The sequence below is a fragment of the Mucilaginibacter sp. P4_E8 genome, assembly GCF_056401495.1.
Genome location: NZ_JBFUJG010000001.1, coordinates 28,130 through 53,712, shown reverse-complemented (window position 1 = coordinate 53,712; position 25,583 = coordinate 28,130). Strand labels below are relative to the sequence as shown.

Below are 25,583 nucleotides of genomic sequence, written 5' to 3'. Positions count from 1 at the left end.
TGTAAATTGCCGTTCAGTCTGCTGGCATAGTAATTGAACTGCCAATTAAGTAGTTTGAAGCACTTTTTAAAAGTTTTACAAAACGCTACGACTTACATTTCATATCACATTTATGTTCTCGAACTACCTGAAGATTGCTTTCCGTGTGCTTTGGCGTAACAAAATTTATGTTATCCTCAATATCGGCGGGCTTGGATTTGCGATTGCCTGCTGTATAGTGGCTTATCTTAACTATAACTACCGGGCTAATTTTGACCAGAACTACACGGGGACCGAGCATATTTATCGACTCAACAGTATGCGCGTTGTTGACGGCAGTAAGCAGCCCTGGGGTGTTGTACCCCTGCCGTTGGCCCAGGCAATTCAAAGGGATGTACCCGGAGTGGAGCAGGTTGCCCGACTGAGCAGTGCTGCGGTTATAGTAAAGCATCAGGAGAATACATTCGATGAACATATCCAATACGCCGATAAGGCCATATTTGATTTTTTTGCCTTACCATTAAAATCCGGAAATCTTTCCGGTTTTGACCAGCCTGGCCAGGTAATCATTAGCGAAGCTTTTGCAGAAAAATGCTTTTCTAAGGAAATCCCCGTAGGTCGGTCCCTGACGATCATTGGATCAGATGGAAATCCGAAGGTGTATACCGTAGCTGCCGTGGCTAAGCAAATCCCCGAAAATTCAAGTCTTCAGTTCAACATCATTACTTCTTTTGATAATGGCGCTGACGGAAATCAAACACTATCCAATAACTGGGAAAAAGCAAATCGCATTACCACCTTTGTCAAATTAAAAAACAATCAATCCGCTGGTTTGATAACAGGCATCCTTAATCCGTACGTACAGGTTAATAATCGCAACAATATTGATTGGCCTGTAGCTGGCTTTTTCCTCCAGCCTTTCTCCGATTTAGCAACGAGTTCAGATATTGATATGCCAGGATACGTTTATGGCAGCCAGCTTACCGTTAATCCCCGTGGCGTATTGGTTATTGTACCGGCGATCATGTCATTATTTATTTTGATGATAACCTGCTTTAACTTTACCAATATTTCTATTGCTTTTGCCAGCGGTCGGTTAAAAGAGATAGGCATTCGTAAAGTGATCGGAGGCCTCAGGAGGCAATTGATCTGGCAATTCCTGACGGAAAATTTGGTATTGTGTACTTTTGCATCGGCATTTGCATTATTTTTTGTCCGCCTGTTATTACCGACAGTCATGCAACTCACCGGCGTTGATCTTTCGCCTGACTTAGGCAAGGACTATGGCTTCTGGATCTTTTTGCTAATAACTCCGGCTTTCAGTGCGATCTTTTCAGGCCTTTACCCGGCTTTGTATATCAGTTCATTCCAGCCGGTAAAAATTCTTAAAGGGAAAACGGCGCTCGGTTCTTCCAATCGTTTTACGCGTTTTTTGCTGATTGCTCAGTTCAGTTTATCCTGCTTTGCGCTGGTGGTCGGTATTGTCATGTCGCAGAATGCATCATTTCAGAAGAAAGCCAACTTTGGATACGCGATCAATGAGATAGCTGTAGCAGAAATCAACAGTCCGCAGGAATACACCGCTTTTAGCCATGTTATTCAGCAATTACCGGAGGTAAAGAGTATAGCCGGGTGTACCCAACAAATCGGTGATGGAACCTACACGCAAACGGTCCAAACACATAATGACAAGATTCAGGTGCAGGCTGCAAATATCGGTGGGGAAGCATACCTCAAAACTATGGGTATTCAATTAGTTCAGGGACGTCATTTTTATGAAACCGGCGCAGATGCCAGTGAATCCATCCTTGTTAACCAAACCTTTGTCCAGCGATTGGGCCTGAAACACCCGCTTGGCCATCGCATAAGCCTCGATAGTATAAAATACACCATAGTTGGCGTTGTAGGTGACTATAAAGAATTCGGCTTACACGACCTTGTACCACCTTGTGTGCTTCACATGGCAAAACCTGCCGACTATAAATTTATGGTGTTGAGGACAGATGAAAAGAACCTGGCCCGCGTAAACGGGCTCCTACAAACGGCTTGGCACCAAGTGGCCCCTAATAGACCATACCGGGGCTACCTGCAATCAGACCTGATTGAAAAAGAGATCAGAATGACGCAGGGTTTCAAGTCGATCGCGTTTTTTCTGGCAATAGTTACCTTATTGCTGTCGGCGTCAGGATTGTTTGCACAAATTGCGTTGAATATTGACAAACGAAGTAAGGAAATCGGCATGCGTAAAGTTCTTGGGGCTTCGGTGATGCAAATTATCGGATTGATCAACCGGGAGTTCATACGTATTATCATGATTGCCTTTGTTATCGGCTCTGCTTTAGGTTATTTATTTATTAGTAAGTTTATTTTTCAGGTTATCTATAAATATCACCCTGATGCGGGTCCTGAGCCATATATTGCTACTTTATTGATCGTTATACTATCCTGCATCCTGATCATCGGAACAAAAACACTTCAGGCTGCCAGGGCAAATCCGATAGACAGATTAAGGGCGGAATAAATGAGAAAATAATTGACAAATAAAGCTTTCCTAAATTTTACCCAGCTCCCTGTCGGCACTTTTCGGTCAACTAAATTACCATTGCTATCCTAGTAGTTTACATCTATTTAAAGATATCCGCCCCAAAATAAATAGCTAAAAGCGAAACCCGCACTAATAGCAGATCAAAAAACTATTTACCGATACGGTATCGGAGCGACACCAAACCGGACTCATAAGTTTTGCATTCCAGCAGACGGATTGTAGTCCGACTATCGTTTTCCCGGAAAAGAGGCTTACCGCTACCCAGGAGTATAGGATGCACTGACAACCAGAGTTCGTCTACCAGGCCCTCTTTAAGGAGTGCATCAGTAAGCGATGCACCGCCGTAGAGCCATATATCTTTACCGGGCTGCTCTTTTATCCTTCGCGCCACAGTAATACTATCTTCCGATATAAGCACGGCGCCTTTCTTTACTGATGTAAGTGTCCCGGAAAATACGTATTCCGTCATTACCGGCATGCCGGGTACAGTTTCTCCGTTATTGCTATCGGCATACTGTTGCAACATTTCGTAGCTTTTACGGCCGATGAAGATAGCATCCACACGGGTAAAAAATTCCTTTAAACCATAGTCCTGGTCTGTAAAACACCAGTCATATTCACCATTTGGCCCTTCAATGTATCCATCTAAAGTTATGGCTAGTCCCAATATTAGTTTTCGCATATCAATCATTTTTTTTGTAAAACAAAAGTGGGTAGAACCGACCATTTCAAATTGTACAAAACGGACATCAATACAAAATATTCGTCGCAAGCGCGACCTGCCCGGGCGTGTGTCCTGTAAAAGCCTTGTAGTCACGATTAAAATGTGCCTGATCGTAATAACCGCTTTCGTAAGCCACCTCGGTTAGTGAAAGTAAAGGATACTTTTTCAGGTGATTGAGCGACCTGATGAACCTGCAGACACGCAGGTATTCTTTGGGTGATAAGCCCACAATCTGCTGGAACTTTCGTGAAAGATGGCGTTGGCTAAGGCCGGTATCATTAGTAAGCTGCTTTACAGGCATGTGTTCAGCTGATCTTTGTATCCTCTCCAGACAATAGGCTACCTGCTGGTCGTATTCATTTTGTGTCAACTGTCGCAGCAAATATTGCTGTACGATACATGTACGTGCCTTATGATTACAGGCATCAGCTAGCTTATTCTCTATTTCTGCCGCCATACCATGCCATAAATCTGACAATGCCAAAGTTCTGTCGGCTAATATATGCATCGGTAAATGAAAGAACCTGTACGCCACTCCCGGATAAAAACAAATGGCAACGCAACCAGCGCCTTTGCGCATCTGCACATCCGAGTGACGGCTCATCCGAAAAGTAACAATGCTGCGATTGTACAGCTCGTTGCCAATAATGGCCACAGCGGTATCGGTATAGTTCACAAATAGTTCAACGCAAGTATCAGGTAGTACACGTATATGATTTGTGTCTACATCAGCTTCGCAGTCCATTGTACATATCAGTTTTACGTAGGGCTGCAGCTCGGGAATGACTTCAAACTGCTGAATAAACATATTAATAAATATAGGTTATATCATCAAATTGCGGGCAAATTTTATAATAATAACTTGAATCATAAAGTAACGCGGATACGGAGCGTATTGAAAGAGTAATTGTCAAATTCCTGAGTAACGCAGCAACAACTGCTAAGTCACTGTAACCGATCATGCGCCTGGCATGCCAGCGGATAAACAACCCTTCCTTTTCGACCGTTAATACCAGCTTAATGGAAATGAAAGCCATTATTCCGTCTAAGCCTATTTATCAGTTCAGAAGTCATTAAGCGACACCAGGAAAAATCTGCGTTAACAGCAAGTTGGGAGCCGGAAGTACATTCTGGTTTTCATTCCGATTTAATGTTTTATGGTATCGTTTCCGCCTGAGACACCAAAAAAGCCCCCCGCTATTGGAGGCCTCGACAGGTTCGGCAATAACGTATCGGCTTGTAATATTTACAAAACGATTATTACTAACATTTATTTCAAACTGAGGCGCTACCGGGCTTCGCAATGTATTTCCGCACGATATAGTATAATCGGTCTAAATCGAAAGGCTTTTTTATATAAGCATCAAAGCCGGCCTTATTATATTCTTCGTGGATATTGCAGTTGCAACTCATTGCAATAACGGGCAGGTGTGGATATTTTTCTTTGATCCGGTGGCACATGTCTATACAGATATGCCCATCCAGCTTGTATTCCAGCATAATAATATGTGGCCGAACCTGGTCGATATAATCAATAAGATCTCCAGTATCAGCCGCTAATGGAAAAACAACAAAACCTTCCAGTTCCAGGACCAGGCTAAGTGTTTCCATAACCGCCGCGTCTGCCTCCTGTAAGACTATTTTTTCGCGCATAAGACATGGAGTAAACAAAGAATCGAACTATTGGTTTATATAACAGCATTTTAAAATGCTCCCGAATACTGGGGCTTGTCCTCAGTACTTATCCTGTAAAAATTTTTGTTATATCCCAACGACTTTTTTTCCACTATTCCCCTTTCTACAAGCTTTTTCAATCTGGTGTTAAAAGCACTGACGCTCATTTGATGCCCCGAAGCTTTCATTTCCATCCAGAGTGTCTCGGCATCTCTCTCCTCGTCTGTACGCGTAATATAGTTGATTATCTTATCGTTAATTAAGATATCTTTTTCCTGTTGTTTTGTCATTCTCGATTTCGAAGACCGATATTTAGGATCGCTTATCATATTATGGGATTACTGAACAAGATATTAATATTTGAGGCAGCTATCAGGATATACTCCGTCGCTTAACAAAGCGATAGACTCGCATTAAGATATTAACCAAAACTGTAGAAAAGTTGGAGTTGGCAAATTGAATCCGTTTTTTTAATAATATAGTCTCCGTTGATGGCTAGTTTTTTTGCTGATGTCCAAATGATGATCATAGAGCGAGTATATAAAAAGCCATATCGCGCCAAAACTCGTATTTTTTATGTAGTTTTGGCGTAATATAAATATGTATATCACGCCAAAACTCATATTTTATAACGGATTATGGAAAACGTAATTGGAAGAACCGAAGAAAAAGCGCTGATCCAAAAGATTGAAAAATCCGGAGAACCAGAATTACTCGCCGTGTATGGTCGCAGAAGAATTGGAAAAACGTTTCTGATCAGGAACGGATTTAGCCAGCGCCTTACCTTCGAGTTTTCAGGAACGCACAATGCCTCACTCCACCAGGAACTGGAAAGCTTTAGCCTTGCCCTGACCAATGCCAGTGGCGGAATACAACTTGCCAAGCCCAATAGCTGGATTCAAGCATTTCAAATGTTGATCCAATACCTTTCGCCTTTAATAAAAAAACAAAGAAGGGTCATTTTTTTTGATGAATTTCCCTGGATTAATACACCGCGGTCCGGCTTTTTGCCAGCATTTGAAAACTTTTGGAATGGTTGGGCCTCCAGGGAAAAAAATCTTGTTGTCGTGATTTGTGGTTCTGCTGCCTCCTGGATGATAAAGAAAGTTATCAACAACCGGGGAGGTTTACATAACAGGGTAACCCGAAGAATAAGACTGTTACCTTTTACAGTGGCGGAAACCACTGATTATTTAAAAGCCAGGAACGTCAAGCTCGACAACTACCAGATCTTACAGATCTATATGGCAATGGGCGGCATACCACAATACTTAAAAGAAATAGAACCAGGATTTAGCGCTGCACAGGTAATAGACAAATTGTGTTTCACCAAAGACGGATTACTTAACGATGAATTCAAAAACCTTTACTATTCTTTATTCGACAGTGCAGAGAATCACATTGATATCATCAGAGCATTAGCACAAAAAGGCAAAGGATTGACCAGGAGTGAAATCATCGAAACCTGTAAACTGACATCGGGAGGCTACACGACGCAGCTACTGGACGAGCTAAAAGAGTCAGGGTTTATTACGCCTTATGTGCCTTTCGGCAAAACATCCAAAGACAGTATTTATAAACTTACTGATGAATACTCGCTCTTTTATGTCAAGTTCATTGAAAACAGCCGGGCCAGAGGTCAGGGAACATGGCTGATGTTCTCAACAGGCACATCGTGGAGAACCTGGAGCGGAATTGCCTATGAAAGCATCTGTATGAAACATATTGATCAAATTAAGAATGCCATTGGAATTAGAAGCGTATATGCCGAGGTGTCTGTCTGGCGATACCAGCCTAAATTGGCTAGCGAGCAAGGCACACAGATAGATTTATTGATTGACAGGGCTGACCGATGCATTAACCTATGTGAAATGAAATTTGCTTCAGATACCTTTGAAATTACTAAATCTTATGCCAGGGAACTTGACCACAAGCTTAAAATATTTCAGGTCCAGACCAAAACTAAAAAATCGTTATTTATGACCATGGTAACAACTTATGGTGTAAAGAGCGGAAAAAACTATCCAGGCCTTATACAGGACGAAATTACCATGGATGTACTTTTTCAATCTTAACAATTCCATCGCTATTAGCACTTAAATGACAGACAGCATCCTTATTAAACTGGGACCATTAGGACAGTTTTTAAAAGAAAAAGCCGCTATTGGCTTTTCTCTGTTATCCGGTTATGGTTACTTACGTACCTATTTTCGTCGTATCGACCGCAGCATTACCATAGCATAGAGGAAAGGAACTGTTCGTTTTTGCGTTGATCCGTGACCACGAAGCCCGCTTCCGTAAAGTGTTTTCCGGCTCCTGCGAGGAGGTGATCCACCAGACCGTTGAGGCGACCGCTGAACTTTTGATCGCGGAGTTAAGCAAAGCTTAAACAAAAAGGGACGCCTTTCGGCATCCCCCGTAAAAATCACCAGGGCGTTTTTTATGCTGATTCGGCGGCTGCGGCTGCGTTCACATAATTTTCGGCTACTTGGGTCAACAGGGAATCGGCATTTTTTTCTTCAGCTAAAGTTTCATCAAACAGGCCTTGCGCTTCACTGAAGCCTAATGTTCCGGCTAAGGTGCACAGGGTGCCGTAAGAGGCGATCTCGTAATGTTCCACCTTCTGAGCAGCAGAAATAATGGCTACGTCCCTTACTTCCGTGCCTTTGTCGGTATCGGACAGCAGTTCGGTAGCTTCGTTTAGCAGGCCTTCCATGGCCAGGCATTTCTTAGCCACTGCTTTTTCACCGATCGAAGCAAAAACGCTTTCCAGACGGGTCACATGGTTCTTGGTTTCTTCGAGGTGGGTAGTAATGGTTTGTTTCAGGTCCTCCGAGGTCGCTCCCTTGATCAGTTTCGGCAAAGCGGAGGCCAAATGTTTTTCCGCCCAGTAGATGTCCTTGATCTCATCAATAAATAATTCTTTCAGCGCACTTTCTGCTTCAGGTGTGCGGCTGGCTGCTGCTGCAGACTTTTTGTTTGTTTTTGCAGGCATGATTGTAGCTATAATTTTGGTTAAAACTGTATAAAAAACGTTGCTGTTAAAAAAACAAGAAGCGTTCCAAACTCCCTGAAAAATCAGCACAATTTTCATTTTTTCCGGATGGCGCTGATCTCGCCGTTTCGTTCCATATAAATTTTTTCAATCCCCTCCATATCTTCCGTCAGCGCAGATCTCCGGACGCCCTGCATGATGTCTTCCTCACAGACCAATCCTTTTTCCATATGGTTTTTAATGAACTTCCCCTGATCAAACAGCGGAATCTTATCGCCCTCCACAAAGCGGCCGAAGGACTTGTGATGAACGATCAGCCAGCCGAATATCCGGTGCAGGGAAACGATAACAAAGCAGCAGGCGACCACCGGTACAAAAGCCGAAGCGCCAACCACCGCCCGGCTCATGATGGCTCCCAGCGAAATCGTAATAATATTATCCAGTGGCGTCCGCACACCGAATGAGCGCCGGCCAGAGATGCGGATCAGCAGGAAGGCGATCATAAAAATGACTACCCCGCGGCTGCTCATCTGCAGCGCATTGAGGTCTTTCCCCTCGCCAAAAATTTTTAACAGCAGTTCCATAGCAATTGATTTTGGTTACTATTTAATTCCTTAATAATTTGGCTGCCTGCTTTGCAGATAACCTGGCAGTCACGCTAAACTCCTTGCCCGCCTGTTCGTTATAGTTCTTAAAAAAGGCTTCCAGCTGCTCAGCGATCGCCTGCGGTAATTCTTCCAGCGTCCTGATACCGGAGAATAACTGCGAGACATCCGGGATACCGATAAAACGGTCATTCCGAATCGTTTCCCCGTTTCGTTCAGTCTGCTTGGCCTGTAATACCCCGATGACCCGGCAACTCACCAGGCAGCCGGGGAAAGTGGAGCCTTCGGAAATCACGATGATATCCAGCGGATCGCCGTCCTCGCCTTTTGTCCCGGGGATCATGCCGAAATCAAAGGGAAATACCAGCCCGGCAGGCAGGAATTTACTCAGCCTGAAACGTTTTTCCGCCGGGTCGTAATCAAACTTCTGATTTGACCCTTTCGGACATTCGATCATGACGGTAACTGTAGTTGATTTATTCATCATCAAGTCTTTTTAATTGGTTTTCGGATCCCTGATTTCCTTTTCTGGTTTTCCGCGGCGGCATCTATCGAATGTGTGCGGGTCAGGTCATTTTCCTTTTCTGCCAGGTCCGACAAGCGGATATAGAATTTATATAGCTGATCCAGCTCTTCTTCAGTCAGGTCCTCGATATTGACCATGCGGTTACTGGTGCCCTCATGCGAGGCTAATAATTCATTTAACTTCAGATGGACGGCTTTGGAATCTTTATTCTGCGATTTTTGGATCAGGAAAACCATCAGGAAGGTAATGATCGTCGTGCCGGTATTGATGACCAGCTGCCAGGTTTCCGAATAATGAAATAACGGTCCGGTGACTGCCCAAATGAGCACGGTGGATGTAGCGATGATAAATGCCGCGGAACTTCCGGTGGCCGCTGTGGCCCAGTTACTGAAACGTTCGAACAAATTCGTCTTTTTTTTCATAAGGCTTTCCATTTGATATGAATTTCGCTGTCACCGGGAATGGTAAATTCCAGGTGGCCTTCTTTTGTTTTTTTTCCTTTAGCAGGCACTTTACCGTCGTTCAGCGTCACCGTAAATTCCGGCATTTTACCTTTATCCGTTTTAACCAGCATCAAACGGCAGCTGAGCCGCGCCTCTCCCGCCAGCTTAAATTTGGCCGGACGGTGTTTTTTCGGCGAGAAGCCATAAGTCGGGTAATCGGTATAGATCAGGAAAGGCTCGTCTTCCACCTGCATATAATGGCGTGGTAGAATACCAAAAGCATTCCCCGCACCGTAAACTTCCTGCCCCACTTCGCCGGATTTCTCCCAACCGTCATGCATATCCTCCAGCGCGATCCACAGGTTCGGGTCAACTTCACCGGTCTTCACCTCATCGGATAACATCTCTTGCGGCAGCATCGTTGGGTAATAATACACGGCGCGGTCTACCAGGAAACGTATATATTCAGCCATCAGCAAACGCAGGGAAGGCAGGATATCCTGTCCTTCAGCATGCCGCAGGTAGTCATGAAAGGCACAGAAGACTTCCTGCTCCTCGTAAACCGCCGTATAGGGCGCATCGTTCAGCGGGAACAGGGCGAAGAACGATGGGAAATTCTGACCATAGCCATAGTTGCAGTCCCAAAGTCTTACATTCCTGAACACGTTAGCCAGGCACAAATAACTGAGCTCTTTATATACTTCTTTTTGGGTTACCTTATACAGTCGCAATAAAGCCCCTGCCGAAAAGGAGGTATTATTCGCCTGGTAGAATAAGTCAAAACCTAAACCCTTCAACTTTAAAGCGGCTTTTTCAGCCTCGGCCAAATAACGTTTGTTGCCTGTCAGTTCCCAGGCCTGCAGCATCACATGCGCATATAAGCCGGGCACATCCTTTTCGCCGCCCCTGCCCGGTTGTGTTTCCGCTTTGATCACCTCGAGCGTATCCATTTTATAAAACACCGGCCACCGGTAATTGAAATGGCGGGCCACCTTTATAGAAAATTCCAGCGAATCCAGGAACAGTTTTTCAGCAATTTTATCCCCTTTGAGCGCTAATCGGGATAAGTTCAATAGCGGGTGGTGCAAATACCAGGAATCCATGACCATGGGTTTCTTTTGTTCTTCATCGCCTTCCATGGTATCCGCCAATTTAGGATGCCAGCGCATGATCGTGCCCAGGTCCTCATGATAAAAAGCGGGCAAGCCTTCCTTGATCTTTTTCATCACCGCCAACTGTGAATCGTTCCATTCTACATAATCCAGCAAAGGCAGGAGCACCGCCAGCTGCACCATAACCTCCGGCGGTGTGGCATAATCACAGACATAAGCATTCAGGTAATGATTCCCGTCTACCTGTGTCCAACAACCCGGACTTTCGGTCAGGTCAGTTAAACCGTTTTGCAAAGTTTCCGGCCAATTCTTATAAGTGGTGGCTGGTTTTGGCAATTCAAGATAAACTGCCGCCAGCAGGTCAAGATATTGACGGACCATCCCCGGCTCGTCTCCCGGTACCTGGTCATCAAAAGCAATAAAGGCATCACTCAGGGTATAAGTTTTCCCGGCTTCGAGCGGTTTATTTTTCAAAGTTGGCGGCAGCGCAAATCCGATCTCCGGCCACACCCCGCCCACCGTATCACCGGCTGAAGTTTCTRTCACCTGGTTATAATCTGCCAGTGCGGTCAGGTTCTGCAGGTAAAGCACCGAGCCCGCCTTCGGCCGGGTCAGGTTAAAATACAGCTGTCCGGAACGCGTACCCACCTGGCTGACTTTGATCTCGCCTTCAGCCAGCCTATCGCTGCTTGCTGCGCCGAGCGGCACGATATCCCGCGGCCAGTAAGGGAATAAAACCGGCGCTGCCGTTTTCAACGTTGTGGTCAAGCGCAGTACGGGGATTTCTCCGGCGGGTAACCGGACAACAGCCTCGTATTCACCCATCAGCGATGTGATACGAAAGGTAATATTTTCGTCCTTCTCCACCAGCTTTTTCAGGTCGAGCTTGTCGTTGGGGGAATAAGCCAGCCGAAAGGCTATACGGCTCCGCTTCGGCCAGGAGGCGACCAGCCAGCAGGAATCGCCGATCAAAAAAACTTTAAAGGAATAACCCGCTTTATCTTGTTGGTAAACGGGGGTCAGGTCAGGACTGTTCAGTTTTTTATTCACAGTCAATAGCCAGGCTGAGGTTGCATTCATTGTAAAAAAAATTCAATCGTTAAACAAAACTTTAATACGCCGTGAACGCTGCGGTTAGCGCCAATAAAAAAAACGTAAGACATAAACTGTGCCGTGAATCAAATTGTTTTAATTTCTTAGAAAATTATTTATTTAATTTAAAGCATAATTTTGGAATGGAAATTGTATGTGAAAAAGTTCACCAATAAAATCTACAATCATGTTTCACCACGTCAAATCATTACAATTCAATGCCAGGGTATCCCGCCCTGACCCACGTTTTGCCAACCTGTTGCTGGAGCAATTCGGCGGCGAAAACGGAGAGCTGGCCGCAGCCATGCAGTACTTCACCCAGGCATTCGGCGCGAAGGTGCCGCACCCGGACAAATACGATATGCTGATGGATATCGCGACCGAGGAATTCAGCCACCTCGAAATTGTCGGCGCTACTATACAGATGTTGCTGAAGGGCGTGAACGGCGAACTTAAAAACGCTGCCGATAGTTCCGAAATCATGCAGGTATTGAACGGCAAGGCTGCCAAAGAGGATATTATCCACGAAGCTGTATTTGCTAATCCGCAGTTTGGCATCATCACCGGCGGTGGCGTAACCCCGCGCAACAGCCAGGGCATTCCCTGGTGTGCATCCTACATCCACTCCAATGGCGACCTGACCGTAGACCTGCGCAGCAATCTGGCTTCGGAATCACGGGCCAAGCTCGTTTATGAGCATTTGATGAAATTTACGGAGGATCCCTATATCCATGAAACGCTGTCTTTCCTGATGACGCGCGAAGTAGCCCACTATAAAATGTTTGAAGCGGCGCTGGACAGCATTCCCAATAATTTTCCGCCGGGCGTACTGGCAGCTGATCCGCGGTTTACGCAACAAGCCTACAATTTGTCCGATGGCGCCGTTCGCGGTCCCTGGAACGAAGGGGAAATGCCGGGCCTGAGTAAGGACTGGAACTTTGTTGAAAACCCCTTGCAACAGGTGCAGGAAACCGAAGGACAAACGAAATTACCCCAGGATTTCAGCAAAGAATTAAAGGCAAAAGATAAGCTGGACAAAGAGATGAGCGCAGCTAAAAGCGCCGAAGTAAAGGATGCCGAGCCGAAAGGCATTGCGCAATGGAGTACCTATGAACCTGTAAATGCATAACCCGTATGAAGATGAAACGTGTGAAAAAATTGTATGGCTTACTGATGACCTTTTCATTGCCGTTGCTGATCGCCTCCTGCGATCAGCGTGACAGCCAGAAAAAGATCGGTGGCAGCCAGGACACCTCCAGTGTCCATAAAGCCGGAGGACCTGCTATCCGGGATACGGCGACCATTAACAAAGATCGCCGTGATTCTGCCCTAAGGCCGGCAAGCGATTCCACCAGTAAAGGTAATGCTGACCCTTCAGGGCATTTATCCGGTAATCCCGTTAAGCAATAAGCTGATGAATTTGAAAGGACAACGGGTGGTTAGCCCGGACGGACAAGGAGAAGTACTGGAAACCACGGACGACAGCGTTGTGGTTAAGCTGGATTCCGGCGAAATAAAAACTTACCCTTCCGACGATGTCGAAGACGACAGCAGCGCCGGTTAGAACACATTATTAATATATTATGCAAAAGAATTTTTTTTCTATAATCATCCTCGTGGCCTTGACGAGCCTGAGTAGTTGCGCGGCAATCGAAGGCATTTTTAAAGCGGGCGCAGTCGTCGGCATCATTGCCGTGATCGTGGTGATCGGCATTATCCTATGGCTCTTTTCCCTGTTCCGGGGCAAAAACTAATAAGCCGTGCAGGAAGCTGTATTCTTCAGGAATAATAACAAATAATTATTTACCACTAACAAACGAATACCTATGGAAAACACTGAAAGAGCCCTCGATGTGCTCAACGATCTCATCAAGATCAACAATGACCGGGCAGCCGGTTTTCAAAAAGCAGGCAAAGACCTGGAAGGTGACGAGAATGGACTGATCCCCGTCTTTAATAAATTAGCGGGCGAAAGCCGGCAATACGTAGCGGAACTGAGCGATATTGTGCAGCAATACGGCACTGAGCCCGCCGAAGGCACCAGTACTTCCGGCGACCTGCACCGCGCCTGGATCGATATCAAATCCGCCTTTACGGGCAGCGACCTTTTAGCTATCCTGAACGAATGCGAACGTGGTGAGGATGCCGCCAAAGCCGCTTATAAGGATGCGCTGGATCCGGAAAATGAGCTCAGCGCGGAGCTGGCCCAGGTCCTGCAAATACAGCAACAGGGCATTACCGAAGGCCACAACCTGATCAAATCCCTGCGTGACCAGGTGGCAGAATACGATAACGACGATCAAGATGACGTACCCATAGCCGAGGAACCATCGTATGAAGGCAACGCAACTGAATATCGAAACCAAACGGCTTACGCCCCCGAACCGGAAAGCATGGAACAGGAAGAGGCATGGCAGAAAGAAACGGAAACAAACAGCGGCAATTCTAAACTTCTGGAGTTTTTTGTCAATGAGCTAAAGGACTTACGTTGGGCAGAAATGGAACTCGTGGACACCCTGCCCGAAATGGCCGAAGCTGCTACTTCCGGCGAACTCAGGAATGCCTTTGAACAACACCTGGCGGAAACGAAAGAGCATGTTACCCGCCTGGACCAGATATTCGATATCCTGGGCCTGGAAGCCGAAAGCCGTAAGTGTGAGGCCATGTCCGGTATCATCGATGAAGGTGATGAGATCATCAGCGCTACAGCAGAAGGCACCGCGCAACGCGATGTGGGACTGATCTTTGCCGGACAGAAAGCAGAACATTATGAGATCGCTTCTTATGGCGGTATGATTGCTTTAGCTAAAACATTAGGCTACTATGAGATTGCGGAGTTATTGGCGCTCACACTGGATGAAGAAAAAACAGCTGATGCCATACTCACGGAAATTGCAGAAAGTCAGGCCAATTACGCAGCCAGTAATGAGCCGGCGAAAGATTAAGTAATGTCACCGTATGGTAGGTTGGGCCGCTTATTTTGGGCGGCCCTTTTTGATTCCGCTATTTTGCTGTCATCATACATCATATCATCGTTAAGGGCTTGCGCGCCAAATGGTTCTCTTAGCTTAACTTTTTTAAGATATCATTGATCGAAAAATGCGCACCGCAGACAAACTCATCCGCGGCACCATAGTACATCGTTAGCCGGTCGCCATCTACCACATGACCATTGGTAAAGACCACAAACCCGAAAAATCCGCTCAGTTCATAGGTCTCCGTCGGCACCATGATCGGCTCAGTTGTTCGGGAGATTACTTGAGACGGATCGTTAATGTCCATCAGAAAAGCGCCTAAACAATACTGGTGCTCCGCGTTCGCGCCATGGTAAATCTCCAGCCAGCCCTGATCTGTACGGATCGGCGCGGCACCAGCATCAACCCGTGCGCCATCCCATAAGCCCGGCCGGGTTTTAATCAGGCATTGGTGCTTGCCCCAATGCCGTCCGTCGGAAGATTCGGCCAGCCAGATATAATTGCCGCCGATCTCTTTACTGCTGGGCCGGTGCAGGCAGTAATACTTCCCACCGATCATTTCTTCAAAGATCGCGCAGTCTTTATTGTGCGGGGGCAGGATCATACCGCCGGATTCAAAATGCTGCCAGTCTTTGGTTATTTGCAGTCCCACGCCAACACCACTGTCCGATACAGCCGTATAGGTCAGGTAATAAGTATCACCGATCTGGCTGACCCGGCAATCTTCGATACCGAACCCTTCCAGATAGCCCTGCCCGAATAAAGGAACATAGCCGTCCGGCTCGGCAAAGCGCACACCGTCATCACTGGACAATAGCCGCAAATGAGAAATGGTCGTCAGGTAATCCAGGCCTTTATAACTGATCACCCGCGCGTCGGTAGCGATCAGGTCCGGGTCGTTCAACGGCACCTCCATGATCTTGGTATTCCCGTGGCGGTCATGGCTGGAAAAAAGAGCACGCCTTCCTTTTGCGCTACACCTTCGGCTACCCTGACCAGGAGCCAGATCCTGCCTTCAAAACGAAATACGCCCGGATTCAGCAAGCTGATGATCTGCAGACCGCCGGCGCTTGGTCGCAGGTCCTTTGGTAACAATAAAGGGTTTTCCGGGAAACGTTGGGTTATATCTTTCATCCTTTTTCCCGGCTCATTGATGAGCTGTACCATGGTTCGTTTTTTAAAGATTGAACTGATCGTCGGGTGATGTCACTAACAATATTTGCTTAGTTTTCATCACTGTTGATCCTGGGCAGGTTTTTGGTTGCGGGTCCCGTTAGTACATTTCCGTGTATGTCGTACCGCGCACCGTGGCAGGGGCAATCCCAACTTTTTTCTTCACCGTTCCAGTTCACAATACACCCTGCGTGGGTACAAACGGGGCTGAGCGCATGGATAGTTCCCTGTTCATCCCGGTAAGCAGCTATCTTTTCGCCTTCTACCTCCACTACCTTGCCGGTCCCCGGCCGTAATCTTTTTAAGGAATCGGTTCCATGGATACCTACGCGATCAGCCACAAAATGATAGGCGACATCGGCATTCTCTTTAACAAACTCGCTGAAGCCATCTATCGGTTTAATGCGTGAAGGGCTGAACAAGTCCTGGTATCTGTTGGGCCGCTTCCTGACCAGGTCGCTGAGTATTTTACCCGCGATGCTGCCCAGCATCATCCCGTTCCCGTTATAGCCGGTCGCGCAGTAAACACCATCCGCTGCCAGCGGCATCCGCCCGATATAAGGCAGGCCGTCCACCGGTACATAATATTGGGACGACCAGCGATATTTCACCGAGGACACATTATAATATTTCCGAATATATTTCTCCAGGTCGGCAAAGGCTTTTTCCGGATCGTCATGACCAGTCTTATGATCATTGCCACCGGCGATCAATAATTTTTCGCCGTCAATCACATGCGTCCGGAAATAATGATAAGGTTCCTGCATATCGTAAACCAGCGCATCCGGATAAGTATCGGTTTTTAATTTCAAGCCCAGCACATAACTGCGGTAAGGCGCACACTCGAAATTGAACAGGTTGATGTTGGGCGGCATATGGGTGGCATAGATCACAGCCTTAGCGCGGATAGTACCCTGGCCTGTTCCTGCGGCGTGTAGGCCATCAGCTGTTTCTATACCAGTTATCCGCGTATTTTCTAAAATCAAGCCGCCGGCTTCCAGGTAAGCTTTTTGCAAGCCCTGCAAATACTTTAAAGGGTGAAACTGTGCCTGCTTATCAAAAACCAGGGCCTTTAAATATTCCACCGCTGTCGGCACTTCCTCCGTATAACGTACAGGCACGCCTACTTTTACCGCGCCCTTATAGATCTCGTCCAGTTGTTTAACCTCGTCTTTGGTTTCTGCATATAGAAAGCCCGGTTTGGTTTCGTAATCGCAATCAATTTGGTAAGTGTCAATATGGGATTTGATGGCACGATAGCCTTCATTGATCGCATCCGCGAAAAGCTGCGCGCCTTCTTCCCCAAAGGCGCTTTCCGCTTCGGGGTAAGTCGTATCCGCAAAGGTGTTGATGTGCGCACTGGTGCCGCCGGTAGTTCCAAAGCCCGGGCTATGCGCCTCAGCGATTACGGTTCGTTTGCCGCCTTCCTGCAACAGTAGTGCCGCTGTCATGCCGGTGATCCCACCCCCAACAATCAGCGTATCAAAAACCATTTCAGGGACAGCTCCCTTCGTTGAAAAATTGTCGTTTAAGCCATCCTGCCAGACGCTTTCCTGTGCGCCGTCACGGGCGATCATGTTGTCAGATTTTGTTGCCATAATGCTACTACAAAAATTACCACAACTCTGTTTGACAATATCTTGTATATTTCTAAACAAAAAAATTTCTTTCAAGTTAATTAAGGACATCGAAAATTAATGGCCAACTTATGAAAGCAGCAGTATTCCACAAACCCGGCGATATCCGTTACGATACCGTTGAAGACCCGCGTATCGAAAAGGATACCAATGTTATTTTAAAAGTCACGTCCACTGCCATCTGCGGGTCCGACCTGCACATCCTGAGCGGCAGCGTACCGCAAACCAAGCCGATGGTCATGGGCCATGAATTTATGGGCATCGTGGAAGAGGTGGGTAAGGACGTAACCAAACTCAAAAAAGGCGACCGGGTCGTCGTACCTTTTCCCATCACCTGCGGGCATTGTTTTTTCTGTCAGCATGATGCTTCACCGGCTTGCGAAAACTCCAATTACAAGCATTATGGCCCCAACGGCGACATGATGGATCAAAAGGGCGCTGCACTTTTTGGTTATACAGACTTATATGGCGGTTACTCCGGTGGTCAGGCGGAGTACGTGCGTGTGCCCTATGCGGATATCAGTCCGCGTATAGTGCCAGAAAATATGACCGACGAACAAGTGCTTTTCCTCACCGATATATTTCCGACCGGCTGGTCGGCTATTGATTGGGCCGAGCTTAAAGGCGGCGAAATTGTCGCCATCTTTGGCTCTGGTCCCGTTGGCTTAATGGCTCAAAAAGCCGCCTGGGTCAACGGCGCCGGCAGGGTGATCGCTATCGATCCCCTGAACTACCGTCTGGAAAAAGCAAGAGCTGTAAATAAGGTAGATACCCTTAACCCGCACGAGGTAGACGTAGTGGAAGCTATCCGTGAAATGACCGGAGGTCGCGGGGCTGACGTTTGCGTGGATGCCGTAGGCTTTGAACCCGAACGGAATAGGCTGGATAAAGCCAAAGCGCTCATCAATTTCGAGGTAGGCAGCATGAAAGTCCTGGATATGGCCTTCAAAGCCGTGCGCCGCATGGGCACTGTATCCATTATGGGTGTTTACGGCTCTACCTACGACAACTTCCCGCTGCACAGGATATTTGATAAAGGCATTACCCTGAAGATGGGACAAGCGCCGGTCTTGAATTATATCGACCATTTAATTGACCTGGTGAAAGCAGAAAAAGTGGTGCTGGACGATATTATCACCCATACGCTGCCTTTAAGTGACGTAACGCGCGGTTACCACATCTTTGACAAGAAAGAAGAAGACTGCGTAAAGGTGGTACTTAAACCCTGGGGAACAGCAAAAACCAACTGAAAATACCGAGCCGGTTAAGATTGAGCACTAATCATTAAAAGCAATTTAAAAGGCATTTTTCAGGAAAACATTTCCGCGGCGCTGTCCTTTAAATTAAGCGAATTGCCATTTTTGACTACAGTCGGAACCTGTAAAACGCTCATAAATAAAGCCACAATCCATAATGGTACCGGATTTGTATCATCTATACTATCTATTTACTTAAAACATCAACACCATGAGATCACTATTGTATATCATCGCTGTCATCCTGGTTATTGGTTGGGCGATTGGAACCTTTGCTTACGCAGCAGGCAGTTTAATCCATGTTCTGTTAGTTATTGCCATCATCGCTGTCGTGCTGGGTTTCCTGCGCAGGGATACGACTACTATATGACAAATAGTTAAAAGGAAGAACCTGGTTGTCCAAATAACCGGGTTCTTTATCATTAAAAATAAAAGGAGGAACCATGCCCTGGTATAACGGAGATTACCCCCCATCCTATAAAAATCAGCCGCCGAAACTGCGGGAAAAGGCGGTAGAGATTGCCAATGAGATCCTGAAGGAAAGTGGAGATGAAGGCATCGCTATAGCGACGGGCCTGAAAAAAGCAAGGGCGTATTTTAAGGATCATCCGGAAGAAGCGGATAAAAAAAAATAATCATATGCCCTCTGCCGTTATTGCCGCGTATGAATATGATGCAGCTTCAGAAACGCTGACTGTTCGGTACCACTCCGGTAAAGTGTACAATTACCATCAGGTACCCGAAAAGGTTTTTAAGGAGATGCGATCTACCATGGTCAAAGGTATCTGGTTTAACCGGCATATCAAAGGCAAATATCCTTTTGAAGAGATGACGCCAGGTTTAAATCAGATCAAGCTATTATGAACTAACCATTGTACTGTGCTGACAAGGTCCGGACTTTGTTAACCACAAGGACGCTTGATCGTTTTGATCAAGCCTGATATTCCGCCCGCTATTCGTAGTAAAATATTGATCATTTTTCTAAACATATCCGATGCAACAGCTGTTACTAATTATATTAGTACGACTTATGAAAAGTAATGATAATGAAGAAAAGCTTTTTCGGGGAGACGAGGACGCTGTAGATACATCACAAAATAAAGGCTCAAATACGATAAAGGATCCGGACGACTGGACAACAGGCGACGAGAAAATGACAGGTGCTCAGCATTCCTATCTGACGACGTTATGCGCCGAAGCCGGCGAGGAATTCAATGAGCGGCTTACAAAAGCCGAAGCCTCCAAACGAATAGAAGAATTACAGCAGAAAACCGGGCGCGGTTTAGAAAACGGATAGTATGCCTTGCCCACTTATTGTGTTGCCGTTCCTGAAAGTCGACGGTATGGCGATTTATCCTTTTATTTTACTCAAAAATAAAGCCGACAGAAACAATGAACGATTAATCCGGCATGAGGCTATCCATCTTCGCCAGCAACTGGAGATGCTTATCCTACCGTTCTACCTTTGTTATCTGGCAAATTACTTCATCAATCGCTTTAAATATGACGATGAAAGCGCTTACCTGAAAATCATATTCGAGCGGGAAGCCTATGCCGAAGAAGGCAATCCGGCCTATTTGAAACAAAGGAAATTATGGGCATGGACCAGCTATTAACTGAGCTGCATATTTTCAGCCGCATCGTGATGCTTAGTTTTGTTCTTCCAGGCAATGTTTTAGAAAATGAAGGTTTTGCAGGGCGGCTCCCGCTGTATTATTAAAGTAAACGTAAACGGATTTACCTTCCTGCTGCCACTCTGTGATATACGAAGCATATTCATACAGGAAACTTTCACTATAACTGCCTTTATAATTGCCGGAGGGACCATGAAAACGCAGGTAAACCAGGTCATCGGCGGTAAGCTCCAGTGGCGCGGCTGATTTGGGCATATCTTGCAAAACCATGGCGACCTGATGCTGGTTTAAGCGTTCAAAAACTTCATCCTTGTACCATGATCGGTGACGGAATTCCAGGGCGATGGGCCAGGTATAGGTTTTAAGTATGACAAGCAACGCTTTCAATTGCGAAAGAGCGTTTACTTGCAGGCTTGGTGGGAATTGAACAAGCAGGCAGCCTTGCTGCGTTTGCGGTAATTGGATCGCTTCCATGAAACGCGCAACGTCTGCTTCGGAGAACAACAGGTTTTTCTGATGGGTAATCTCTTTCCAGAGTTTAAAGGTGAAGCGAAAACTTTCGGTCACCTCGCTTGCCCAGCGTGTCACGGTCTTTGCCTGTGGTATTTTATAAAACGAACTGTTGATCTCAATGCTGTTTTCCTGCAGGGCATAGTAAGCCAGGCGTGACAAATGGCTAAGCTCCGGTGGGAAATCCCGTTTAGGCCGGTCGATCTGCAGGCCGCTCGTACCACCAAAGAATTTCCCCACCATCAGTCCAGGATAATATACCAGTGGTGTTCGTCATCCAGCGCATAGCTCAGCCCATCGCTCATTTCATAGACATCGCGGCCGTGTTTTTCACTGTGATAATATTTCTCGTCACGAATGACTGTTCCATTATTCTCCACGCGCAGGAAGAAAAGCAGTGCACCCAGATTTGGCGCCACATCTTTGAGGTGCCTCGCCTCCCCTTCTTTGACAAATGCGGAGCTCATACCTGGTTAAGTTTGGCTTCCATGCTTTGGGTGGTATGCGGAACGGCACGCAGGCGTTCTTTCGGTATCAGCTTACCGGTCGAGCGGCAAATCCCATAAGTTTTATTTTCGATGCGTGTCAGGGCGCCTTCCAGTTGTTCGATGAATTTCTTCTGGCGTGCAGCCAGTTGATTGGTTTGTTCCTTTTCATAAGTGGCTGATCCATCTTCCAGGGTCTTGCCGGCAATCGCGGCTTCGTCACCATTGGTGTTGGCCGAACTTAATGAGCCGGCCAGTTCGTATAGCTCTTCGCGGGCTATCCGGATCTTTTCCACAATAAGGTCCTTAAATTCCTGTAGTTCGCTGTCGTTGTATTTTGTTTTGATGATCTCTTGTTGCATGATATTCTTAACAAGTTTTGAAAGTAAAGGTTGGCGCAAACATTCAATATTAAATTTCTATAAAAAGCGTCCAGGTAACGGCGCGCACGAAAAGATTTTAACCAATAGCTACAACGTACACTGCCGGTTTACTGCATATCAAAGTGAGCTTAATAGCGTTCAAACCAGAAAGCGTCAAACAATTAAAGCTAACCCGCTACAGCCCGCACACCCGATGTTTAAAGAATATCTGGTCGGGGCGGCGTTTCCTGCGGATTGTTTTCCGGCGGATACTCGTCCGGTATGATCTGCGGGTCTTCCTGCGGTACTTCCGGTTCCGCCGGATCTTCCTGCGGGCTTATTTCCGGATTTTCTTCCGGCACCGGATATTCCGGTTTCTCTCCCGGAAAGGTCTCATGTTGCTTTCCCATTGTGTTTCATGTTATCTTTAAATATAACCTCCCACTGCCGCTATTGTTTAAAACCTCCTGATTTATTAGAATTTGCCGGATCAGCCATCATCGCAGTTATCCGTCATCACATGTCCTCCAGGTTTTTTAAGCGAAAGACCTCCCTGGCAATGAGTTTGCTGTTACAGCCAAGTTCTTCCAGCGTGCAGCAAATAGTCTTGATCTTCACCGGCAAATCACCAACGGTTTCCATCAGGTCGATATGTAAGGGTGCCTTTGTATCCTGACGCCCTTTTAAGCTGTTAAAAAGTTCATAAGCTGCTTCCCGCCCATTTCCAAAGAAATATTGCCCGTAATTCACAAAACCCTGCGGCGTATTGACGCTAAGTAAAATATAAAATTGCGTTTCCATAGGATGTTAAAATCAAAGGGCCCCTGTAAGCAGGAGCCCTTCGGTTTAAAAAATAATTTTTTAAATAATTACATTTATTTGATCTCGATCTGGCGGCGCACCAATTTGGCCTCCTCGCGTTTAGCGATATCAATGTGCAGGATGCCGTCGGTATAAGAGGCATCGATCCTGCTGTCGTCCGCGCTTTCAGGCAGCGTAAACGAACGCACAAAAGAACTGTAGCTGTATTCGCGCTTGTTGTAATTTTTTGCGTTGTCCTGTTGATTAGCGGAGGTTTCCACCGAAATGGTTAAGTTGTTGCGTTCCAGGTTCAGTTTAAAATCATCCTTTTTCAAACCCGGTGCAGCCAGTTCTACATGATAGTTATTTTCGCTTTCGCTGATATTGACGGCAGGCACGCGGGTAACCATACGGTCGCTAACGAACGTGTCGTTAAAGATGGATTCAAAAACATCATTAATGCCTGGCAATAATGAATTGTTACGGTTGTTGTTAAATTTAACTAAGGTCATGGCCTTTTCTCCTTTAAATTTTACTTTAAAAAATAAATGAACAATAATTAATTAAACCGATCGTGGTGATCATTGGATGTCTTACAAGCAACATGCCAATCCAAAATGATGATAGAAAAAATGAAAATCCGGCAGTTTCAGGCTGAATTTTTTTCAGTGTGGGTGCCATTTTTTCACTGGCTGAGCGTGTTGCATAAGATGCCTGCAGCTATTTCACTATTCGTATCAAACATTATGCGCCTCTGGCGCTTATGTATGCCTATGGCAGCTATCAAAAATGTTAAACCACTCAGCGCAGAAAAGCTGTTTGACCTTTTAAAAACGGAATTCGCGGATTATATCAATGAAAAACTGGGTTCCAACCTGGCCATTGATTACGCCCATGTGTATGATGTGATCAACGTGCTGTTCCCGGAAGTGATCGAAGGCCCAGCCCTGACCATCACGGTAACAGATGATGTGCTGATCGTTACTGTTCATGCTACAGATTCGGATTACAATACCGATTTACTGGAAGAACATTTGATCCGTTTCCTGGAGTTAAAAGCCAGTTAGCCGGCCATTTTATTTTACGACGTGATTAGCCGCGGCGTTAACCACTTTCCTTTTGATTTTGTTTTTTTTGCTGACGGCATCCGCTGCCGCGTCTTTAGCAAACGACTTGATTTTCTTTTTCAGGCTTTTGCGGGTGTCCTTGCCGATTTCGGTCAGGAACAGAAAAGCGATGGCGCCTGCAGCCACCGCGCCTATAGCGATAGCACCGATCAGTGCCGTGTGGTTATCTTTTTTTAATGGATTTCTCATAAAAGATGAACACCGCTTGCCGCTTATTGTTCGCAATTGCTTAAGCTGGTGACGCTTTCAGGTCCGACGAGAAATATTTGCTTTAACAGCTCAGCCGTGCCGTTTTGCACCGGTGAGGAGGGCAACTAACGGGGTTTATCCAGGTATGACATCTGCGCGCACTTGAGATTAATAGAAAATACTATTAGATAAGTTTAAATGTATAAGAATATCCAATAGTGCAGTGATACTCCGGTCATAAGTTGAAGTTCGAGTAACCTATCAAATAAGACCAGTATCATTGCTTTGTTATTTTTCTGATGACACCATTAACTTGATCCGCCACAAATATACCGTTTGGGTTTACGGTTAGCCCTGTCGGAACGTTGAAACTTGCCTGTAATGCAGATCCATCCTGGTAACCCTCGGGTAAGTTTCCGGTAATAGGAGTAAGAACATTAGTATACGAAAGATGAAACAACTGGTTTGATACCACTTTATTTCCGTCCGAAAAAGATCTGACAAAGAAAAACACATTTTCATATGGAGATAGATTATAGTCTTTATCTCGTTTAGTTACGGCAAAAGTTTCAATGTAATGGAGATTTTTATAGTCGGGTTTCAACCTATAGACAGTTGTTACCTTGCCTTGTTTGCTGATTTTCCTTATACTTTGCCCCACATCGATACCTCCGCCATCGACGACCCAAAGGTAACCGTCTTCCCCAAATTTGAGATAAGTTGGATAGGTGAAATGTGCGTTTTCGCCTTGCCCGTCTGCATACCCGCGCACACCCTTTTTTCCTGCAAGTATGCTCGTACCTCCCTGTTTTGTAAATTTAATAATTCGGTTGTTGAGGAAATCGGCCATGTAAATGCTGCTGTCAGGTGCTATCGCTAAGTCAAGGATCTGCGTAAGTTTTTCCTTCACCGGCAGAACAGTTATTTTTTTGTTCTTATCTGCTTTAACTATAGCATTGGTATCAATACTGCCATCGGTATTCGAATATCTACTTACAAAATAGACACTGCCGTTCGCCCCCGCTTTGATGCCGTAAGGACTGTCATAACTCAAATATTTACTGTAAATTCCATGAGGGCTCACTTTGTAAATTGCATTGCTGAAAGGTAAGGTAACATACATCGATCCCACAGCATCACTGCATATATAGCAAGGATATGGCAATGACGGCAAGTTCGTCCCGGAATTCCTGCCAACTACTGTACTCACTACATAGGATGAAGTCAATGAACTTGCTGTTGAAGTAGCTAAACTAATATTTTTTTGTTCCGAAATTTTAGACAATGGCGTGTCTTTTTTACAGCTTTGTAACGGTAGAATTCCGGACATGCATACGCTAAGCGAAATCATCTTGATAACTTTTGCTTTCATGGTAACTTAATTGGTTATTCAAAACTAACAGCAAAATAGCTTGCAAATATGGGTCGACTATAATTGTGAAAAAATTGTAAAGAAATGACCGGGTTCTATGATAATCTTATGCCGTGATCCCTGCCGGATCATTACCAAATCCTTAGGACCAAGGGATGCGGATGTCCAGGGAAGCCTGACCAAAACATGGCTTGCCACTCCGCTTCATTATGAGTTTATGTGAGAAATAAGAAGCAAAAGACAATAATTAGAAATTCCTAAATCAACCTTTTTCGGCCCGATATGCGGTTGGACATTGGTCATTGTATTGCACTCGGCCTTATTGTGTTCGGCTCCAGGGGGGAATTAAAATCGGGTCCGGAACGAA

35 protein-coding genes are annotated in these 25,583 nt (G+C 45.8%); 15 read left to right on the top strand and 20 right to left on the bottom strand.

From position 1 onward, the window contains the following. The first annotated feature begins 112 nt into the window (after positions 1–112). A complete protein-coding gene (locus AC1DRQ_RS00295) occupies positions 113–2,500 on the top strand; it encodes an ABC transporter permease (RefSeq protein ID WP_477421536.1) in 2,388 nt (795 codons plus the stop codon). 172 nt (positions 2,501–2,672) lie between these two features. Here AC1DRQ_RS00295 and AC1DRQ_RS00290 read toward each other — a convergent pair whose 3' ends face one another. From AC1DRQ_RS00290 to AC1DRQ_RS00275, 4 genes are all read right to left on the bottom strand, one after another. Then, entirely contained in the window at positions 2,673–3,206 is a 534-nt protein-coding gene (locus tag AC1DRQ_RS00290; RefSeq protein WP_477421533.1) for a dihydrofolate reductase family protein, read from the bottom strand. A 67-nt stretch (positions 3,207–3,273) separates the two neighbouring features. Beyond that, positions 3,274–4,056 carry an AraC family transcriptional regulator gene (locus tag AC1DRQ_RS00285; RefSeq protein WP_477421531.1) on the bottom strand — a complete coding sequence of 261 codons (783 nt, stop codon included), beginning with the start codon at positions 4,054–4,056 and terminating at the stop codon, positions 3,274–3,276. Between the two features lie 467 nt (positions 4,057–4,523). Beyond that, positions 4,524–4,901, bottom strand: coding sequence for a response regulator (locus tag AC1DRQ_RS00280; protein WP_477421529.1), 378 nt, complete (start codon positions 4,899–4,901; stop codon positions 4,524–4,526). Between the two features lie 50 nt (positions 4,902–4,951). After that, a complete protein-coding gene (locus AC1DRQ_RS00275; RefSeq protein ID WP_477421527.1) occupies positions 4,952–5,212 on the bottom strand; it encodes a hypothetical protein in 261 nt (86 codons plus the stop codon). Positions 5,213–5,560: 348 nt separating this feature from the next. Here AC1DRQ_RS00275 and AC1DRQ_RS00270 point away from each other — a divergent pair, with 348 nt between their 5' ends. Further along, a complete protein-coding gene (locus AC1DRQ_RS00270) occupies positions 5,561–6,997 on the top strand; it encodes an AAA family ATPase (RefSeq protein WP_477421525.1) in 1,437 nt (478 codons plus the stop codon). A 25-nt stretch (positions 6,998–7,022) separates the two neighbouring features. Beyond that, positions 7,023–7,166: a hypothetical protein gene (locus AC1DRQ_RS00265; RefSeq protein WP_477421523.1), complete on the top strand. Its 144-nt coding sequence runs from the start codon at positions 7,023–7,025 to the stop codon at positions 7,164–7,166. Positions 7,167–7,362: 196 nt separating this feature from the next. On the opposite strand, the gene AC1DRQ_RS00260 is transcribed toward AC1DRQ_RS00265, so the two are convergent. The 5 genes from AC1DRQ_RS00260 to AC1DRQ_RS00240 are packed head-to-tail and all read right to left on the bottom strand — an operon-like array spanning position 7,363 to position 11,683. Beyond that, positions 7,363–8,016, bottom strand: a complete 654-nt coding sequence (locus AC1DRQ_RS00260) for a YciE/YciF ferroxidase family protein (RefSeq protein ID WP_477421521.1) — start codon at positions 8,014–8,016, stop codon at positions 7,363–7,365. After that, positions 8,013–8,501 (bottom strand): DUF421 domain-containing protein, encoded by a 489-nt coding sequence (locus AC1DRQ_RS00255; protein WP_477421519.1) that lies wholly within the window; start codon positions 8,499–8,501, stop codon positions 8,013–8,015. The genes AC1DRQ_RS00260 and AC1DRQ_RS00255 overlap by 4 nt, the downstream gene beginning before the upstream one ends. Before the next feature lie 22 nt (positions 8,502–8,523). After that, positions 8,524–9,009 (bottom strand): inorganic diphosphatase, encoded by a 486-nt coding sequence (locus AC1DRQ_RS00250; RefSeq protein WP_477421518.1) that lies wholly within the window; start codon positions 9,007–9,009, stop codon positions 8,524–8,526. Continuing rightward, positions 9,009–9,470 (bottom strand): low affinity iron permease family protein, encoded by a 462-nt coding sequence (locus tag AC1DRQ_RS00245; protein WP_477421516.1) that lies wholly within the window; start codon positions 9,468–9,470, stop codon positions 9,009–9,011. The genes AC1DRQ_RS00250 and AC1DRQ_RS00245 overlap by 1 nt, the downstream gene beginning before the upstream one ends. Next, entirely contained in the window at positions 9,467–11,683 is a 2,217-nt protein-coding gene (locus AC1DRQ_RS00240) for a hypothetical protein (RefSeq protein WP_477421514.1), read from the bottom strand. Before AC1DRQ_RS00240 ends, AC1DRQ_RS00245 begins: the two co-directional genes overlap by 4 nt. Before the next feature lie 199 nt (positions 11,684–11,882). On the opposite strand from AC1DRQ_RS00240, the gene AC1DRQ_RS00235 reads away from it, so the two are divergent. From AC1DRQ_RS00235 to AC1DRQ_RS00215, 5 genes are all read left to right on the top strand, one after another. After that, the gene (locus AC1DRQ_RS00235; protein ID WP_477421512.1) at positions 11,883–12,824 is read left to right on the top strand and encodes a manganese catalase family protein; all 942 of its coding nucleotides are present in this window, start codon (positions 11,883–11,885) and stop codon (positions 12,822–12,824) included. Positions 12,825–12,829: 5 nt separating this feature from the next. Further along, positions 12,830–13,105: a hypothetical protein gene (locus AC1DRQ_RS00230; protein ID WP_477421510.1), complete on the top strand. Its 276-nt coding sequence runs from the start codon at positions 12,830–12,832 to the stop codon at positions 13,103–13,105. Then, positions 13,059–13,259: a hypothetical protein gene (locus AC1DRQ_RS00225; protein WP_477421509.1), complete on the top strand. Its 201-nt coding sequence runs from the start codon at positions 13,059–13,061 to the stop codon at positions 13,257–13,259. Before AC1DRQ_RS00230 ends, AC1DRQ_RS00225 begins: the two co-directional genes overlap by 47 nt. Before the next feature lie 19 nt (positions 13,260–13,278). Next, positions 13,279–13,449: a hypothetical protein gene (locus tag AC1DRQ_RS00220; protein WP_477421507.1), complete on the top strand. Its 171-nt coding sequence runs from the start codon at positions 13,279–13,281 to the stop codon at positions 13,447–13,449. A gap of 72 nt (positions 13,450–13,521) precedes the next feature. Next, positions 13,522–14,640, top strand: coding sequence for a DUF892 family protein (locus tag AC1DRQ_RS00215; protein ID WP_477421505.1), 1,119 nt, complete (start codon positions 13,522–13,524; stop codon positions 14,638–14,640). Between the two features lie 118 nt (positions 14,641–14,758). Here AC1DRQ_RS00215 and AC1DRQ_RS00210 read toward each other — a convergent pair whose 3' ends face one another. Genes AC1DRQ_RS00210 through AC1DRQ_RS00200 form a run of 3 tightly spaced genes read right to left on the bottom strand, consistent with a single transcriptional unit; the run spans position 14,759 to position 17,441 of the window. Continuing rightward, positions 14,759–15,586, bottom strand: coding sequence for a glycoside hydrolase family 130 protein (locus tag AC1DRQ_RS00210; protein WP_477421503.1), 828 nt, complete (start codon positions 15,584–15,586; stop codon positions 14,759–14,761). Next, positions 15,571–15,837: a hypothetical protein gene (locus AC1DRQ_RS00205; protein ID WP_477421501.1), complete on the bottom strand. Its 267-nt coding sequence runs from the start codon at positions 15,835–15,837 to the stop codon at positions 15,571–15,573. Before AC1DRQ_RS00205 ends, AC1DRQ_RS00210 begins: the two co-directional genes overlap by 16 nt. Positions 15,838–15,893: 56 nt before the next feature. Next, positions 15,894–17,441 carry an FAD-dependent oxidoreductase gene (locus AC1DRQ_RS00200; RefSeq protein ID WP_477421499.1) on the bottom strand — a complete coding sequence of 516 codons (1,548 nt, stop codon included), beginning with the start codon at positions 17,439–17,441 and terminating at the stop codon, positions 15,894–15,896. A 110-nt stretch (positions 17,442–17,551) separates the two neighbouring features. On the opposite strand from AC1DRQ_RS00200, the gene AC1DRQ_RS00195 reads away from it, so the two are divergent. The 6 genes from AC1DRQ_RS00195 (at position 17,552) to AC1DRQ_RS00170 (ending at position 20,352) form a co-directional block, all read left to right on the top strand. Beyond that, a complete protein-coding gene (locus AC1DRQ_RS00195) occupies positions 17,552–18,730 on the top strand; it encodes a zinc-dependent alcohol dehydrogenase (RefSeq protein WP_477421497.1) in 1,179 nt (392 codons plus the stop codon). Between the two features lie 217 nt (positions 18,731–18,947). Next, positions 18,948–19,106: a lmo0937 family membrane protein gene (locus AC1DRQ_RS00190; RefSeq protein ID WP_477421496.1), complete on the top strand. Its 159-nt coding sequence runs from the start codon at positions 18,948–18,950 to the stop codon at positions 19,104–19,106. A 73-nt stretch (positions 19,107–19,179) separates the two neighbouring features. Next, positions 19,180–19,371 (top strand): DUF2188 domain-containing protein, encoded by a 192-nt coding sequence (locus tag AC1DRQ_RS00185; RefSeq protein ID WP_477421495.1) that lies wholly within the window; start codon positions 19,180–19,182, stop codon positions 19,369–19,371. Positions 19,372–19,375: 4 nt separating this feature from the next. Next, complete coding sequence (locus AC1DRQ_RS00180; RefSeq protein WP_477421493.1) at positions 19,376–19,600, top strand: KTSC domain-containing protein; 225 nt, start codon at positions 19,376–19,378, stop codon at positions 19,598–19,600. Positions 19,601–19,766: 166 nt separating this feature from the next. Continuing rightward, on the top strand, positions 19,767–20,033 hold the full coding sequence (locus AC1DRQ_RS00175; protein WP_477421491.1) for a DUF3072 domain-containing protein: 267 nt from the start codon (positions 19,767–19,769) through the stop codon (positions 20,031–20,033). A 1-nt stretch (position 20,034) separates the two neighbouring features. Then, positions 20,035–20,352, top strand: a complete 318-nt coding sequence (locus tag AC1DRQ_RS00170; RefSeq protein ID WP_477421489.1) for a hypothetical protein — start codon at positions 20,035–20,037, stop codon at positions 20,350–20,352. A gap of 33 nt (positions 20,353–20,385) precedes the next feature. Here the strand turns inward: AC1DRQ_RS00170 and AC1DRQ_RS00165 are convergent, their stop codons facing one another. From AC1DRQ_RS00165 to AC1DRQ_RS00140, 6 genes are all read right to left on the bottom strand, one after another. Continuing rightward, the gene (locus AC1DRQ_RS00165; RefSeq protein ID WP_477421487.1) at positions 20,386–21,123 is read right to left on the bottom strand and encodes a DUF72 domain-containing protein; all 738 of its coding nucleotides are present in this window, start codon (positions 21,121–21,123) and stop codon (positions 20,386–20,388) included. Then, the gene (locus AC1DRQ_RS00160) at positions 21,123–21,347 is read right to left on the bottom strand and encodes a hypothetical protein (RefSeq protein WP_477421485.1); all 225 of its coding nucleotides are present in this window, start codon (positions 21,345–21,347) and stop codon (positions 21,123–21,125) included. The genes AC1DRQ_RS00165 and AC1DRQ_RS00160 overlap by 1 nt, the downstream gene beginning before the upstream one ends. Then, positions 21,344–21,727, bottom strand: coding sequence for a TraR/DksA family transcriptional regulator (locus AC1DRQ_RS00155; protein WP_477421483.1), 384 nt, complete (start codon positions 21,725–21,727; stop codon positions 21,344–21,346). Before AC1DRQ_RS00155 ends, AC1DRQ_RS00160 begins: the two co-directional genes overlap by 4 nt. A 218-nt stretch (positions 21,728–21,945) precedes the next feature. Continuing rightward, on the bottom strand, positions 21,946–22,137 hold the full coding sequence (locus tag AC1DRQ_RS00150; RefSeq protein ID WP_477421481.1) for a hypothetical protein: 192 nt from the start codon (positions 22,135–22,137) through the stop codon (positions 21,946–21,948). A 106-nt stretch (positions 22,138–22,243) separates the two neighbouring features. Next, positions 22,244–22,528: a hypothetical protein gene (locus AC1DRQ_RS00145; protein WP_477421479.1), complete on the bottom strand. Its 285-nt coding sequence runs from the start codon at positions 22,526–22,528 to the stop codon at positions 22,244–22,246. Positions 22,529–22,602: 74 nt separating this feature from the next. Next, entirely contained in the window at positions 22,603–23,040 is a 438-nt protein-coding gene (locus tag AC1DRQ_RS00140) for an Hsp20/alpha crystallin family protein (RefSeq protein ID WP_429401628.1), read from the bottom strand. Between the two features lie 105 nt (positions 23,041–23,145). On the opposite strand from AC1DRQ_RS00140, the gene AC1DRQ_RS00135 reads away from it, so the two are divergent. Next, positions 23,146–23,595 carry a hypothetical protein gene (locus AC1DRQ_RS00135; protein ID WP_477421477.1) on the top strand — a complete coding sequence of 150 codons (450 nt, stop codon included), beginning with the start codon at positions 23,146–23,148 and terminating at the stop codon, positions 23,593–23,595. A 9-nt stretch (positions 23,596–23,604) separates the two neighbouring features. On the opposite strand, the gene AC1DRQ_RS00130 is transcribed toward AC1DRQ_RS00135, so the two are convergent. Further along, positions 23,605–23,844: a hypothetical protein gene (locus AC1DRQ_RS00130; protein WP_477421475.1), complete on the bottom strand. Its 240-nt coding sequence runs from the start codon at positions 23,842–23,844 to the stop codon at positions 23,605–23,607. 277 nt (positions 23,845–24,121) lie between these two features. After that, a complete protein-coding gene (locus tag AC1DRQ_RS00125) occupies positions 24,122–25,216 on the bottom strand; it encodes an NHL repeat-containing protein (RefSeq protein WP_429401634.1) in 1,095 nt (364 codons plus the stop codon). Between the last annotated feature and the right edge of the window lie 367 nt (positions 25,217–25,583).

What these genes read in the sequence shown, in the direction of transcription:
- AC1DRQ_RS00225 (WP_477421509.1), top strand. Translation starts at nt 13,059, where the DNA reads ATGCTGACCCTTCAGGGCATTTATCCGGTAATCCCGTTAAGCAATAAG.
- AC1DRQ_RS00220 (WP_477421507.1), top strand. Translation starts at nt 13,279, where the DNA reads ATGCAAAAGAATTTTTTTTCTATAATCATCCTCGTGGCCTTGACGAGC.
- AC1DRQ_RS00280 (WP_477421529.1), bottom strand. Translation starts at nt 4,901, where the DNA reads ATGCGCGAAAAAATAGTCTTACAGGAGGCAGACGCGGCGGTTATGGAA.
- AC1DRQ_RS00290 (WP_477421533.1), bottom strand. Translation starts at nt 3,206, where the DNA reads ATGCGAAAACTAATATTGGGACTAGCCATAACTTTAGATGGATACATT.
- AC1DRQ_RS00230 (WP_477421510.1), top strand. Translation starts at nt 12,830, where the DNA reads ATGAAGATGAAACGTGTGAAAAAATTGTATGGCTTACTGATGACCTTT.
- AC1DRQ_RS00130 (WP_477421475.1), bottom strand. Translation starts at nt 23,844, where the DNA reads ATGAGAAATCCATTAAAAAAAGATAACCACACGGCACTGATCGGTGCT.
- AC1DRQ_RS00135 (WP_477421477.1), top strand. Translation starts at nt 23,146, where the DNA reads ATGATGATAGAAAAAATGAAAATCCGGCAGTTTCAGGCTGAATTTTTT.
- AC1DRQ_RS00260 (WP_477421521.1), bottom strand. Translation starts at nt 8,016, where the DNA reads ATGAAAATTGTGCTGATTTTTCAGGGAGTTTGGAACGCTTCTTGTTTT.
- AC1DRQ_RS00160 (WP_477421485.1), bottom strand. Translation starts at nt 21,347, where the DNA reads ATGAGCTCCGCATTTGTCAAAGAAGGGGAGGCGAGGCACCTCAAAGAT.
- AC1DRQ_RS00205 (WP_477421501.1), bottom strand. Translation starts at nt 15,837, where the DNA reads ATGGTACAGCTCATCAATGAGCCGGGAAAAAGGATGAAAGATATAACC.
- AC1DRQ_RS00125 (WP_429401634.1), bottom strand. Translation starts at nt 25,216, where the DNA reads ATGAAAGCAAAAGTTATCAAGATGATTTCGCTTAGCGTATGCATGTCC.
- AC1DRQ_RS00265 (WP_477421523.1), top strand. Translation starts at nt 7,023, where the DNA reads ATGACAGACAGCATCCTTATTAAACTGGGACCATTAGGACAGTTTTTA.
- AC1DRQ_RS00250 (WP_477421518.1), bottom strand. Translation starts at nt 9,009, where the DNA reads ATGATGAATAAATCAACTACAGTTACCGTCATGATCGAATGTCCGAAA.
- AC1DRQ_RS00190 (WP_477421496.1), top strand. Translation starts at nt 18,948, where the DNA reads ATGAGATCACTATTGTATATCATCGCTGTCATCCTGGTTATTGGTTGG.
- AC1DRQ_RS00195 (WP_477421497.1), top strand. Translation starts at nt 17,552, where the DNA reads ATGAAAGCAGCAGTATTCCACAAACCCGGCGATATCCGTTACGATACC.
- AC1DRQ_RS00165 (WP_477421487.1), bottom strand. Translation starts at nt 21,123, where the DNA reads ATGGTGGGGAAATTCTTTGGTGGTACGAGCGGCCTGCAGATCGACCGG.
- AC1DRQ_RS00180 (WP_477421493.1), top strand. Translation starts at nt 19,376, where the DNA reads ATGCCCTCTGCCGTTATTGCCGCGTATGAATATGATGCAGCTTCAGAA.
- AC1DRQ_RS00255 (WP_477421519.1), bottom strand. Translation starts at nt 8,501, where the DNA reads ATGGAACTGCTGTTAAAAATTTTTGGCGAGGGGAAAGACCTCAATGCG.
- AC1DRQ_RS00150 (WP_477421481.1), bottom strand. Translation starts at nt 22,137, where the DNA reads ATGGGAAAGCAACATGAGACCTTTCCGGGAGAGAAACCGGAATATCCG.
- AC1DRQ_RS00210 (WP_477421503.1), bottom strand. Translation starts at nt 15,586, where the DNA reads ATGGAGGTGCCGTTGAACGACCCGGACCTGATCGCTACCGACGCGCGG.
- AC1DRQ_RS00145 (WP_477421479.1), bottom strand. Translation starts at nt 22,528, where the DNA reads ATGGAAACGCAATTTTATATTTTACTTAGCGTCAATACGCCGCAGGGT.
- AC1DRQ_RS00275 (WP_477421527.1), bottom strand. Translation starts at nt 5,212, where the DNA reads ATGACAAAACAACAGGAAAAAGATATCTTAATTAACGATAAGATAATC.
- AC1DRQ_RS00185 (WP_477421495.1), top strand. Translation starts at nt 19,180, where the DNA reads ATGCCCTGGTATAACGGAGATTACCCCCCATCCTATAAAAATCAGCCG.
- AC1DRQ_RS00270 (WP_477421525.1), top strand. Translation starts at nt 5,561, where the DNA reads ATGGAAAACGTAATTGGAAGAACCGAAGAAAAAGCGCTGATCCAAAAG.
- AC1DRQ_RS00295 (WP_477421536.1), top strand. Translation starts at nt 113, where the DNA reads ATGTTCTCGAACTACCTGAAGATTGCTTTCCGTGTGCTTTGGCGTAAC.
- AC1DRQ_RS00200 (WP_477421499.1), bottom strand. Translation starts at nt 17,441, where the DNA reads ATGGCAACAAAATCTGACAACATGATCGCCCGTGACGGCGCACAGGAA.
- AC1DRQ_RS00215 (WP_477421505.1), top strand. Translation starts at nt 13,522, where the DNA reads ATGGAAAACACTGAAAGAGCCCTCGATGTGCTCAACGATCTCATCAAG.
- AC1DRQ_RS00175 (WP_477421491.1), top strand. Translation starts at nt 19,767, where the DNA reads ATGAAAAGTAATGATAATGAAGAAAAGCTTTTTCGGGGAGACGAGGAC.
- AC1DRQ_RS00140 (WP_429401628.1), bottom strand. Translation starts at nt 23,040, where the DNA reads ATGACCTTAGTTAAATTTAACAACAACCGTAACAATTCATTATTGCCA.
- AC1DRQ_RS00285 (WP_477421531.1), bottom strand. Translation starts at nt 4,056, where the DNA reads ATGTTTATTCAGCAGTTTGAAGTCATTCCCGAGCTGCAGCCCTACGTA.
- AC1DRQ_RS00170 (WP_477421489.1), top strand. Translation starts at nt 20,035, where the DNA reads ATGCCTTGCCCACTTATTGTGTTGCCGTTCCTGAAAGTCGACGGTATG.
- AC1DRQ_RS00235 (WP_477421512.1), top strand. Translation starts at nt 11,883, where the DNA reads ATGTTTCACCACGTCAAATCATTACAATTCAATGCCAGGGTATCCCGC.
- AC1DRQ_RS00155 (WP_477421483.1), bottom strand. Translation starts at nt 21,727, where the DNA reads ATGCAACAAGAGATCATCAAAACAAAATACAACGACAGCGAACTACAG.
- AC1DRQ_RS00245 (WP_477421516.1), bottom strand. Translation starts at nt 9,470, where the DNA reads ATGAAAAAAAAGACGAATTTGTTCGAACGTTTCAGTAACTGGGCCACA.